The sequence below is a fragment of the Dysgonomonas sp. 521 genome, from assembly GCF_010501055.1.
Lineage (GTDB): Bacteria > Bacteroidota > Bacteroidia > Bacteroidales > Dysgonomonadaceae > Dysgonomonas.
Window position 1 is genome coordinate 176456 of sequence record NZ_QVMO01000002.1, and the last position, 12185, is coordinate 188640.

At 37.3% G+C, this 12185-nt stretch carries 13 protein-coding genes, 1 tRNA gene and 3 pseudogenes; 5 read left to right on the plus strand and 12 right to left on the minus strand.

Features of this window, described 5'->3' with window-relative positions; all coding sequences use genetic code 11:
- Positions 1-32: 32 nt before the first annotated feature.
- Positions 33-1046 carry a transposase gene (locus tag D0T84_RS01795; RefSeq protein ID WP_163305313.1) on the plus strand — a complete coding sequence of 338 codons (1014 nt, stop codon included), beginning with the start codon at positions 33-35 and terminating at the stop codon, positions 1044-1046.
- A gap of 230 nt (positions 1047-1276) precedes the next feature.
- On the opposite strand, the gene D0T84_RS01800 is transcribed toward D0T84_RS01795, so the two are convergent.
- The 8 genes and pseudogenes from D0T84_RS01800 to D0T84_RS01835 all read right to left on the minus strand — a co-directional run bounded on the left by D0T84_RS01800 (position 1277) and on the right by D0T84_RS01835 (position 5420).
- A complete protein-coding gene (locus D0T84_RS01800) occupies positions 1277-1972 on the minus strand; it encodes a hypothetical protein (protein ID WP_163305315.1) in 696 nt (231 codons plus the stop codon).
- Between the two features lie 41 nt (positions 1973-2013).
- Entirely contained in the window at positions 2014-2694 is a 681-nt protein-coding gene (locus tag D0T84_RS01805) for a hypothetical protein (protein WP_163305317.1), read from the minus strand.
- A gap of 24 nt (positions 2695-2718) precedes the next feature.
- Positions 2719-3990 (minus strand): PcfJ domain-containing protein, encoded by a 1272-nt coding sequence (locus tag D0T84_RS01810; RefSeq protein WP_163305319.1) that lies wholly within the window; start codon positions 3988-3990, stop codon positions 2719-2721.
- A gap of 3 nt (positions 3991-3993) precedes the next feature.
- Positions 3994-4407 (minus strand): PcfK-like family protein, encoded by a 414-nt coding sequence (locus tag D0T84_RS01815; RefSeq protein ID WP_163305321.1) that lies wholly within the window; start codon positions 4405-4407, stop codon positions 3994-3996.
- A 17-nt stretch (positions 4408-4424) separates the two neighbouring features.
- The gene (locus tag D0T84_RS01820; RefSeq protein ID WP_163305323.1) at positions 4425-4691 is read right to left on the minus strand and encodes a hypothetical protein; all 267 of its coding nucleotides are present in this window, start codon (positions 4689-4691) and stop codon (positions 4425-4427) included.
- Positions 4692-4753: 62 nt separating this feature from the next.
- Positions 4754-4945: pseudogene (locus tag D0T84_RS01825) on the minus strand (fusion protein); the annotation flags it as partial.
- A gap of 26 nt (positions 4946-4971) precedes the next feature.
- On the minus strand, positions 4972-5235 hold the full coding sequence (locus D0T84_RS01830) for a hypothetical protein (protein ID WP_163305325.1): 264 nt from the start codon (positions 5233-5235) through the stop codon (positions 4972-4974).
- Positions 5236-5252: 17 nt separating this feature from the next.
- Positions 5253-5420, minus strand: a complete 168-nt coding sequence (locus D0T84_RS01835) for a hypothetical protein (protein WP_163305327.1) — start codon at positions 5418-5420, stop codon at positions 5253-5255.
- 165 nt (positions 5421-5585) lie between these two features.
- Here D0T84_RS01835 and D0T84_RS01840 point away from each other — a divergent pair, with 165 nt between their 5' ends.
- The 3 genes and pseudogenes from D0T84_RS01840 to D0T84_RS01850 all read left to right on the plus strand — a co-directional run bounded on the left by D0T84_RS01840 (position 5586) and on the right by D0T84_RS01850 (position 8165).
- Positions 5586-6668, plus strand: coding sequence for an IS110 family transposase (locus D0T84_RS01840; RefSeq protein ID WP_163305329.1), 1083 nt, complete (start codon positions 5586-5588; stop codon positions 6666-6668).
- A gap of 675 nt (positions 6669-7343) precedes the next feature.
- A pseudogene (locus D0T84_RS23255) lies at positions 7344-7476 on the plus strand (N-acetyltransferase); the annotation flags it as partial.
- 512 nt (positions 7477-7988) lie between these two features.
- Complete coding sequence (locus D0T84_RS01850) at positions 7989-8165, plus strand: histone H1 (RefSeq protein ID WP_163305333.1); 177 nt, start codon at positions 7989-7991, stop codon at positions 8163-8165.
- 62 nt (positions 8166-8227) lie between these two features.
- Here the strand turns inward: D0T84_RS01850 and D0T84_RS01855 are convergent, their stop codons facing one another.
- From D0T84_RS01855 to D0T84_RS22745, 4 genes are all read right to left on the minus strand, one after another.
- Positions 8228-9463: a site-specific integrase gene (locus D0T84_RS01855; RefSeq protein WP_163305335.1), complete on the minus strand. Its 1236-nt coding sequence runs from the start codon at positions 9461-9463 to the stop codon at positions 8228-8230.
- Between the two features lie 292 nt (positions 9464-9755).
- Positions 9756-9828: transfer RNA gene (locus D0T84_RS01860), tRNA-Lys, on the minus strand.
- 166 nt (positions 9829-9994) lie between these two features.
- Positions 9995-11413, minus strand: a complete 1419-nt coding sequence (locus tag D0T84_RS01865) for a tetratricopeptide repeat protein (RefSeq protein WP_163305337.1) — start codon at positions 11411-11413, stop codon at positions 9995-9997.
- Positions 11414-11503: 90 nt separating this feature from the next.
- Complete coding sequence (locus tag D0T84_RS22745) at positions 11504-11698, minus strand: hypothetical protein (RefSeq protein WP_255495125.1); 195 nt, start codon at positions 11696-11698, stop codon at positions 11504-11506.
- A gap of 268 nt (positions 11699-11966) precedes the next feature.
- Between D0T84_RS22745 and D0T84_RS22510 the strand changes: the two are divergent.
- Positions 11967-12185 (plus strand): annotated as a pseudogene (locus D0T84_RS22510) (hypothetical protein); the annotation flags it as partial.

A 12185-nucleotide genomic window follows, 5' to 3' on the forward strand; every position in this document is an offset into this window, starting at 1 on the left:
GAAGAACCACCAGCCACTAAATAATTTAGAGTATGGAAACGAGAGCTGAGATTATAAGACAAAACATTGGTATAGATGTATCAAAGAAGACATTTGTGGCTTGCCTTTGTACAGAAGATACCTGTGGAAGCCTCAATTATGGGAATCCAGTAAAATTTGACAACAACAAAACCGGTTTGAACCAGCTCATTAAGTGGACTCGAAAATTTACATTCTCGCATATACCTGTTTCCTTTACCATGGAAGCCACGGGTGTATACCATGAATCTTTGGCGGTTCATCTCTACAAGCTCAAATTCAACCTATCGATAATCTTGCCTAATAAAGTAAAATATTATGCTAAGAGCTTGAATGTAAAAACAAAGACTGATGCGGTTGACGCTAAAGTTATAGCTCGAATGGGAGTTGAGCAAAGTCTGGATGCGTGGATACCACCCAGGCCTATCTATCAAAAACTTCGTTCCTTGACGCGCTATTTACAAGAATTAAAAGAACAAAAAGTGGCTGTTTCTAATTATCTGGAAGCTTCATCGCACAGTGAATTTTGCGAAGACTTTGTAATAAAGTCCCATCAAAAAATATTTCAGACAATAGAGTTACAAATAATTGAATGTGAACGTCAGATACGAGAAACGATAAATGAGGATTCCGAAGTCGCAGATAAAGTCAGAAAACTTGAAACGATAAAAGGAGTCAGCACTATTACAATAGCAATAATCCTTGCTGAAACACAGGGCTTTGCTCTATTCACAGGCAGAAAACAGCTCGCTAGTTATGCGGGATTGGATGTCGTCGAAAAACAATCGGGTACGAGTGTAAGGGGAAAATCGCGTATCTCCAAGAAAGGCAACAGACGGATCAGGAGTGCTCTTTATTTCCCTGCAATAGTCGCTTCAATGCATAACTTAGCTCTAAAAGAAGATTATCAGCGCATTATAAAGGAAAAACCATATAAGAAAATTGGAATTGTCGCTATACAGCGTAAACTATTATTATTGATGTATACATTATGGAAGAAGAATGAAGTATGTTTGGCGATAATATAAACATCCGGGAATGGAGGTTAAGTTTTTCCTTCGTCTTCGGGCAATAGCCCGAAAAAAACAGGCAATTGAACAAATCAACTGCCTGCACAAGATAAACTTCCGTCCAATTATCGGTTGGAGTTTTCCTTCGTCAAAAACAAAGATAAAAAATAATTGCATTTTTATTTGCTTTTTAAAACAGTACCTTTTTTGTCCGCTCAGGCTCACCGAAAAAAGAAACGGACTGAAAATCAGTCCGCATCTTTAGGTTTGTTCTTTTCTTTGAAATCCGGAAATACATACCAGCTGTCCCTGTACTTATCTCCAATCAGATTAAATACACCTGTTTCTCCACAATTATCTGCAAACTGCTTAGCTTCCGATATGGTTTTGAACTCGCCTAACTTCTTGAATCCTACAAATAATTTATACATATCCTTGTTGTTTTTATGTTTTTCGACTTCAGCCTGCAAAATGGCATATGCTTCATTATAGTTTTTCTTTTTCTGCTCCAACTTAGCGTTAGCTTTAAGTAATCGTTCATCCGTTTCGGGATTGAAGAACAAATCGTTATGTGTCATATAATCGGTATATTCCGCTATTCTCCGTTCCACTTTTGTTATCTGCGCCTTTGCCGAAGCCACTTTTGACAAGAGGAAGTCAAATCCCGTCTGTAATCCTGTTCGCTTATCATATGCACAATGATATACCATTATCTTTTTTCGTGGGTATTTACATACAAGTTTTGCCCTGCGCCATTCGATCACCCACCGCCAACGGTCCAACATGGCACGGGGAAGGTCGATTATATGCAATACTTCCCGACTTCGGTTTTCGTCTCTTACCTCGAAAGTGATATATACCCAATGTTCTATCTTTAGTTCCCGTTCCACCTTTGCAAGGTCTTTAGCATCCTGCATCCAATCTTCCATACTTTCCTGTGACATGACATTGATAATTAGTTGTTATAAATCTGATTAATAATCTGTCACTTAGAGGTTGTGAAGACTGTTTTACTTCGCCCAGTATCGGAAATAGTTAAATGCCTGTCTCTGTCTATGAGCCAATACAGAAAAAAAATGATAGTGTCTTGTGAGATTACATGATAGCCGTTGAACAGGTTCAGTAATACAAGCGGTTCTTTTGCTTTCGCTTTCAATGCTTCTTCGCTTGTGGTATAAGCATTTTCACCGATACCGAAGCGCAGGGAGTTGTTTACTATATATTCTATTGTTCCGTATTCTTTCATCTTTCGGTAGATGAAGTGTTCCAAATCCCTTATATCGTGTATCAGGTCGAATGGATGCAGGGCTTCCAATTCTTCTTTCAGTTGGCTGTGAATATCTCTTAACATCGGCTCAATGGTAAACCATTTGGTCGGATTCTTTATCTTTCTGCAAGTAGCAGGGTCGTGAACGTCATCGAGGAATAAACCATTCTTGTCGAGTGTACAATAACAATCATAGCAGAAATGGGTATGATACTCGGTTTCACTCTTTTTGATAGACTTATTTATGATTATTCGTATTTGACCGTTCTGTAACAGATAGAAACGGATGCTCCACCTGTCGGCATCAAAAGCTATTTGATAATGCTTGCTTTCGTCTGTTACTCGATTAAGGAAATGTAGTACACCCTTGTACATAATTGCTATTTTATTGAGTTTCATGTCTATAATTGTTTATGGTTGATATTATGCTGCCAATCGTTTCTGAATGAGTGGCATATTCTTATTTACAAGTTTCAATATCTGATTATGATATTCCGTATTCTGATTACATACACCCTGACATTGAAGTACCTTGAGTTTTGACAGGGACAGTTCAATAGTTTCCAGTTTCTTATCATCCGTATAGGCTGAAAGAATAAGAGAATCGGGTTTTAAGTGGTAATCATTCGTGAATAAGCAGTGCTTCATGAAGTCCCCTTCCTGCACAATCTCATCTACACTCTCCAATACACGGATATGGATGAATCCGTCTGTAAATTCGATACCGAAGAATTTCGATTTCATTTCATGGAATAAGTTTTCACTCTCTAATGCTTTCTTTCTCTTTTCTTCCCTGCGTTGCTGTTCGGAATGTTCCCTTTTCTTCTTTACATACCTGTCATGCTCTTTCTTCAGGTTCTTCGGGCAAACATACTTGGCATTATGCAGGTCTTTTCCAAAAAAGCGGAGCAGATCGATATAGTCGCACCATTCACTTATATTTTGAATCTTATATCCATTGCGCATACAGATGCGGATAGATGCCCAATAGTCGCTTATATCCTTTCGGGTATTATAGGCAAAGTATCTGAATAGTTCTGCCTGTCCTGTTTTAAGCAGGGTTTCTGCTTTGTTGTTGCCTAAAAGGAAACTGAACACATCAAAGGGAGTAAGGTCATAGAACTGCTTGTTATATCCGCTTCTCTTGACTTCGGGTATTAACTTCTGGCGTGGGTATATTTCTGTCGGGGTAATGTTGTATAATGACCTTTCGGGACGTATTTCTAAATCACTCCACCAAAGCCAATCCTGGCGGAAGAATCCCATAGGACGAAGTTTAGCCATAGTAGCATATTTGCCATTTGGGGCAATCCAGCGTTGTACGACTTCCATATTGAAATATCGGGGTTCTTCTCCTTTCTTCATCTTACATTCCACATAGACGAAGCGCAGGACTTGGAAGCCTTCGCAAGTGGTAATAATACACAAATACTCATAGTCTAAAAATGAACGCTTGCGTGTTTCTTCAATCTTTAGCTTGGTCTTACAGTTCGGGCAATTACAATGCTCTGCCTTGTTTTCTTTATCTGTCCATGAGTGGTTACATTCTAAGCAAGTGATAACTCCTTTGGCTGTCTTTTGTCCGATATGCTCTATGCAGTTCTTATATGCCCATTTAATTTGTGCATCCGTTATTTTAGGCAGTTTCTTACTTGCTGCTACTATCTGTTTTTGAAATTTAGTTTTCGGTTTCATAGGTCAAAATAGGGTTAGTTGTTTAATCTCTGTTGTTTGTTTGGTTGCAGTCTTTTTCTTGGGCTGCATCATTTTGTTATAGGCATCGTTCTGTGCCTTTTGGATAGCATCTTTGCGAGCCTGTTCTTTTTCTTCTTCGGTAAGTTCCACCACATGGTTAACCGTTATATGGCAGTTATCCATTGGTTTACCGATTTCTATAGTATCCTCTGTATAGTAATGAACTGCCATTGACTGGATTTCAATGTCTGCAAAACCTGCACATCCGCTTTTCTGTACAGTATTCAGAATATATGTAATGCAGTCGTCTATATTTTTATCTGTTTTTGCGAATGATTCGGCAAACAGGGCATCTGTTTCTGCTCGTTTCTCCAAATAGGTCAGGATGGTTCTTGTGAATATGGTTGTTGATTTCATAATTGTGATAATTAATATTAATAATTTTCCTCTATATACTTATCCATCTTGCGGTAGCGGAATGGATATCGCCATTGTATATATTTTAGCATTTGATTGTATATTTCTTCTACTTCATTCTCACTTATGTCTTCGCCAGCATTTTCTCGTTGTTGATATGTAAAAAAGATTTCTTCATATTCCTTTAGATTGAAATATTGAGCAACATACAATCCTGCTTCTGCAAACGAATCCTCATGTGCGAACAACCCATTTAAAAAATCTTCAAATTTCTGCTTTTTCATTTTTACTTTGAATTTGTGGAGTAGGAGTTTCTGCCCCTTGTTATATTTTTATTTATTATTCTCTATTGACTTAGGTTGATAATGTTTTGTAGTTCCTTACGCTTACTCTTTTGAAATATCCATCCTGCTTTCTTGATGTCATTATAAGTCAATCGGGGATTAAACTTTCCACCCATAGCGGATAATAGGTCTTTGATAGGCTTGGTATCTCTAAACAGGGCAATAGCCTTTTCGGAATAATCGACTATCTCAAAATATAATTTTGTCATGGCAGTAGGGTTTAAAAGATGATTAATAGGATAAGTGATGTGATAATGGCAATAGAAAGAAGGGAGAGTATAATCCGAATGATAAAGTTGACTATCTTAAACACAAGACAGATACCCCCATAACAAAGTATAAGACCGATAACCACAGATGAATTTATACTCACTTGTGAAATACCCCACAGGCACAGAGCCACAACTGCAACCCTCGAACCCAATTTTATGATGATTCCGGAGGGGAGGGAGTTTTGTTTCAATATGTTTTTTCCGTTTCTCATAACTATGACATTTTTTTTCATGCGTCATCCGTCAGGTCGGTCGTTTTTGTTTCATAGAGCAACAAAAGGTATTGTGCTTTCAGACAGGCATGTTTTTTTGCAGAAATACGCTCGCCCAAAGGGAAAGAGGAAGATTTCTGTGAAAACCGGTAGGCTCTGAATATGAATGACTGAAACACTATCATACCTTTGCTCTAATGAACAATAGACCGAACAAGGAGGGCTCCTTGCCAACTGTGGAGTACCTATGTTTGAATCGGGAAAGGAAGTGACGTAAAAAAAATAAGTTATACGTTTTTGGTTAATTTTGATTATATAAAAACATAATAACCTCAAAATATATAACTTATATGAAAACAGCACAAAGGAAAGTATTAGATTTCAACGGACAGAATATCTATGTAGGCATAGATGTCCATTTGAAGAGTTGGTCGGTGACAGTTTTGTCCGATATCTTGGTCTTAAAAAAATTTAGTCAGATTCCACAGCCGGAAGCATTGTACAAATTTCTAGTGACAAATTATCCCGGGGCAAGCTATCACTCGGTTTACGAGGCTGGATTTTGCGGGTTTTGGATACATGAAAGACTGACAGCATTGGGAATCAACAATATCGTGGTGAATCCCGCCGATGTACCAACCAAGAACAGTGAAAAACTGCGTAAGACCGATTTAGTAGATAGCGGCAAGTTGGCCCGGAGCCTTCGAGCGGGAGAGCTGAAAGGTATATACACTCCGAATAGCGTAGCTCTGGAAATGCGTTCTTTGATAAGATTGAAAAATTCAATAACGAAAGATATGACACGGCAGAAGAACCGAATCAAATCGCAGTTACGCTACTTAGGTGTTGAGATTCCATTAGAGTATATCGAACCGCACTCTCGCTGGTCGAAACGATTCATAGCCTGGTTAAAAGACGTGTCTATGCTAACGCCGAGCGGTCGTCGTGCACTTGACATCCAGATCAGACATCTGGAGGAATTGCGTAAACAGAAATTAGAGATGACGCGAGCCTTGCGGGAGTTGGGCAATACGGAACAATTTCGCGAGTCGTTACGGTTAATCATGACCATTCCAGGTGTAGGCCAGGCTACAGGGATGACGTTTCTGTCAGAAATATGCGATATTTCACGATTTGAGAATGCTGAGCAACTAGCTGCTTATATCGGCATGATACCAATGTGTAATTCGAGCGGAGAGAAAGACGGAACAGGCGATATAACGGTGCGTAAACATGCCATCATGCGTAGCAACCTGATAGAGACGGCTTGGGTGGCCATCCGGCAAGATCCAGCGATGAGCTTGTTTTATATGGAGAACTGTAAGAGGATGATTCCGAGCAAGGCGATCGTGAAGGTGGCTCGTAAGTTAGTGAATCGCTTATTTTTTGTATTGAAACGCAGGACGGAATATGTCAATGGCATCGTATCATAGAGCAACAGTCCTTCCGGTAGACGGATTTTCGGGAGAGAATACTACATAACTATTGCGGCTTTGAAGTCCGCTTCGTGGAGTTTGCTCCTCTCGCCTTTGTAAACTAATGTGGAACTTGCGGCAGTAGCTGACCGCTATGGAAAGTCTGTTTACCGAAGGATTTTTATTGAGTTTTTCAAGCTATATAGACAGTATCGGTAACAAAAAAGAGGCAGTAAATCTGCCTCCCAAGATAGCGTTACCGCGTACCGTCAGGATGCTTATTGCTGACAGGTTGCTCTCCAGCAGAGCCCGTTTCCTCTTAACATCCTGACATAAAGATATAAATAAAAAATTAACTAAAATATAATTATCCTTTTTGTTTGGATTTCAACTGGAAAATAGATATGGAAGAAACGGAAAAGGGCATCGTTAGATAGTGGATAATATTAATAATTATGCTATCGCAGCATATCAATACCAAGACAATGAATAACTCCTACTCAAGTGTAGCCTGAAAGAAGCTACTCTTAGTTTGTTATCCGAGACTGTTTTCGTAATAGTAGGTTATCATGTAATTTTAGAATAGGCTATAATAGTGCGTATTCGAATTACAAATGATATAACGAATGAAGGAAAGGGTCGCAGGATACATTGTATTGTATTATCTTTATATCTTACTTAAGAATAATGAAAATGGCCAAAAAGAAAAAGCGTCAAGGACACTATTGTCGGATTTGTGGTGAATACAAGGCTAACGAACGGTTTAGTGGCAAAGGACATGCAAAACATATCTGTAAGGAATGTGCAGCTTTACCACAGGAACGAAAGAACGAGTTACAATATATAAGCCAAATAGACCGGATTGCCGGAGAATATCCCCGTTCCAGACAAGATTGGGAATTTCTTGAAAAGATGTCGAAAAATAAGAAATATCCGGAAGCGATGGATTTTGCCCAAATGGTTTTGAATATGAGCCGAAGTCAATCTGATCCAGAGGAGAACGATGATAATGATTTCGAAGATTGGCAAGAAAAATTGAGTTTTTCTGAATTTGATGAGTTTGCAAAAGGAGATATTGAATCGGCAATAGAAGAAGATATTCGCGATTTCATTTTTTCAGTAAACGAATTGCCGACAGAAAAAGACAAAGATGAAATTCTGAAATATATCTGCAAGAACATGGCTTTTGGAGAGGGGGATATTTTAGTCTTGAATAAAGAGCTAAGTGTTTTGTTTGACTCTATTCTAAAAGAAGTTGTACTGGATTTAGAGAAAGATGATGACGAAGATTTGTGATAATTATTATCTTTGTTCCCTCATAAAAATGACAAGAAAAGAATGAAAAATTTAGTAGAAACATTAAAAACAAACTTTGAAGCATTTGCGAAAGATGTTGAATCACAAATCGAAACCGGGAACAAAGCAGCAGGCCAACGTGCGCGTAAAGTGTCGCTTGAAATAGAGAAGGCTTTGAAAGAATTTAGAAGAATATCTATCGAAGATTCTAAAAAATAAAAAAGAGAACCCTCTAATCTGCTATCAATAATGCATTTGACCAGATTAGAGGGATTTTTAGTTTATGACACTTTTTCTTTATATTGTTTTTTTCGATTGAGCTTCAAAGCTAGATTACTCATATCCTGACTGACTTTCATATCTAATACTTTGGCATAAATTTGAGTAGTCCTTATGCTGTTATGACCTAACATTTTTGAGACGCTTTCAATAGGGACACCATTGGCCAAGGTAACTGTCGTGGCGAATGTGTGCCGCGCTATGTGAGTCGATATTGCTTTTTCAATACCGCAAATTTCAGCAATTTCTTTCAGGTATTCATTCATTTTTTGATTGGAGCAGCTTGGTATCAGTTTTCCGTCTTTATCTTTTCCTGTATATTTATCAATTATTTGGATTGGGATATCAAGTAACATTATATTAGAATCTACTTTGGTCTTTGTCCTTTTAGTTATAACCCATAGATTGCCATCAAACGATTTGCGAATATTAGCTGCTGTTAATTTACATGCGTCGGTATAAGCCAATCCGGTGTAGCAGCAGAAGATAAATAAATCCCTTACCTGAGTTAGTCGCTTAGAGGTAAATTCCTTTTTGTATATAGTATCAATTTCTTCTTGTGTCAAAACCTCGCGGCTCACTTTATCATACTTGAATTTAAATTGAGCAAATGGATTAATTTTAATCTCAGCGCCCGAATTAATAGCAAAATCAAAAACAGTCCTGAGACGTTGAACGAATTTCATAGCTGTGTTATTATTACAACTATGCTCCATTAAGTATAAATAAAAACTTTCTATAAATATAGAATTTATATCTGTCGGCATAACATCAGTAATATTATATTTTACTCTCATAAACTCCTGCAATTTATTTTTTGTTAATTCATAACGGCTATAAGTTTTTTGAGAAGTTGTTTTTCCAACCTTTAGTTTGTAATGGTCATTGTGCTCTGTAAAATATTCAATAAAAGATTTTGCTCTTGCTGTACCTAATCCTAATAATATATTTTTAATTGATTCTGGGCAAACGTACCCCTTTTCTTTTAGTTGTTCCTGATAAATTTCCTCCATCCTAACTTTTATGCTATCCAAAGTCCTGTTGAGATTCAATGCATCCGCTGCACGGCTTGAACATCGACCAAGTTTGGTGTCCCATTGTTCAGGTAATACAGATAATTTAGAATTAAACTGGCTCATCTCTCCATTAATCGTAATTCTTACCATTATTGGAGCCATACGATTACCATTCAGTCTGTTTTTTCTTAAATAGAAAAGTACTCTAAAAGTTGTTTTCATAATCAATAAATTTTTGTTTGTAAAAATACTTTGTAGTGTACTGTTTGTTACAGACAAATTGTAGACAATGCGCGACAAATCAGGGACTTATTTGTTAAATCGTTACCATTTTTGTCTTGGTAATTTTGGGTAACGAATAGGTAACGAATCTTTGTCCGAATTTGACATCATTAAGTCTATGGAAGTCTTTTTTACAGAAGAAGGATAATAAAAAAACTCTCGCAATCTACTGATTACGAGAGTTTTTGTCTTTTTATTGACATCGGACTGTCTTTTCTGTCCTTTTGTCTTGTGATCCCGCTGGGGCTCGAACCCAGGACCCCATCATTAAAAGTGATGTGCTCTACCTGCTGAGCTACGGAATCTCCTTGTTGCTTTATTAAAGCGAGTGCAAAGGTAGCGTAAATTATTTATTTACCAAATAAATAAGGAAGAAATTTCCTTTAATATCTTATATTTCGCAATTACATCGCCACAGAACAGTATGTAATGTGCTATATATTAAATATTTGCAAAAGGTACATCAAATACTTAATATTCCAGATTTTTAAACAAAGTTCTTGTTTCACGAGCCCTGTTTAGATATACAATCAATGTATCCCTATCAAAATAACCGGGATTTTGAGGAATATAAATAAGCTGGAATAACGATAATAGTTCCTTATCAGTAAACTGATCCAGAATCTCATTGAAATGTTCCTTATCATCCAATTCGAAGTAGAGCAATGCCAAACGCTCTTTTACAGCTGCATTACTAACATCCATATTCAATAGCTTTTCGGTATAATAAGCAGCCTTCTCGTAATCTTCCTCTTTGATACTAACCAAAGCCAACCTGTCCACCAAATGAAAATTATCATTATCTTCCGAGTATATACTCAAATAGAATTCTTTCGCTTCTTCAAGCCGGTCTTCTTTGAAAGCTATCTCTCCCGCAAGCATGCGTAAATCCAAAAAGTCAGGATAACTCACTAATCCCTTTCGTACAATATAAGCAGCCTTATTATACTCTCCCTGCTGAAAGAAGACATAAGCCTTCCTTGATAAGGATTCCACCGTTTCCCCTTTGATCTTTTCATAGTAGGACAAAATGTGCAGTGCTTCATCAAACAGCTCCAGCGACTGATAACATTCGGCTAATAAGAAATAAATAGAAACGTCATCCGGATCCGATTTAAGTAAGCTGTCGAAAATCTCGATCGCTTCCTCTGCCCTCCCCGATAATGATAAACAATGCGCTTTCAGCTTCAATACATTATTATCCGAGTCATTTATTGTAAGAGCGAAATCAAATGCATCTATAGCCTTCTCTAATTCTTCGTTCAATGAGTATAACTTACCCATATTTACCCAAGCCTCGTATGTATAAGGCTCAATGTCAAGAATCTTATTTGTTACCTCTATAGCAGATTCAAAATTATCCAGCATTTCGTATGCGTATGCCAGATCTGAGAGTACATCCATATTTTCAGGATTATATTTCAGGCTTTTCAGAAAGTAAGTGACTGCCTCCCTGAAACAGTCTGCCTCTACATAGACAAAACCCAATTCGGAAAAGACAGTTTCAGGCGCTTCATTTTCTTCCTTCTCCAGCATTTCGCTTGTCAGGGCGTAAGCCTCAGCGTAAAGTTCAAGCTGGAGATAGCATTCTATCCTAAGAAGATATAAATCAAAGTCATATTCCGACAGCGACTTATCCAATATTTCCAATGCCTGAGAATATTCGCCATCATAAACTGCAAATTTTGCCTTTTTAATAAGCAGGGAACTACTGGTAGGATGTATAGCTAACCCCGCCTCTACAATCTCACGCGCCGTATCCGGTTCATCCAGCGAATCGTAATATTCAGCCAATTCACCGAATTCATCCGCATCGAGATAGATAGGTTTGCCCGACTCTATCGATTGTTCATATTTCCTTACCAGTACTGATATTTCTTTTTCCGACATTATTCTAAATACATAAAAGGTTACAAAGGTAACACTTTTTCTACCTGTTTTTACTGTTACTTTTTTGTCTATATTATTTTATTGTTAAAATCAACCTTTAAGCCATTTAGTTATCGTCAGCGAGTTCAATACCAAAGCCTCTGCCATCGGGCTGATATTCATATCCACAAACCTCACTTTATATCTTATCTCTCCGTTTTCATCTATGGTGGCAGCACCAAAATTTATCAGACGTTCAAGCTTCCTTGCCGTTTTATAATCACCAGCCAGACTGGCTCCACCCAAAGCATATTCGTTCGCGGGAATACTATACCCCCCAAAAAAACAGGGCCTGAATCTATATCACCCATATTTATCCCGCTATCATTATAACGTTCCTTGAAAAGACGGAAAATGAGTAGTTCATTACTAAAATTCTCTTTATAATCGTTATATACAATAGTTCGTTATAAATAGATATAATTGATTGATTTTCAACAAAATAAGCATTAAATAATTTGGATAGTTCGCTGATTATCAATATCTTAGTAGATTGACCAAAATCTATAAAGTAATGACAACCAACGAATATCCAAATGCTAATATATTTATACTTAATACTTTAAGTTCAGATATTTTTTCAAATATCAAGCAGACAAGAAAAAATTTTATATTCCACCTGCTAATGTTTTATTTATGCATTAAAGGTAAAATAAATTTCTTGCAACTTGCTCGTTTTTCCCGGTACTGTGAACAATATTTTAGAATAAATTTCGAGAATATATTCAATTTT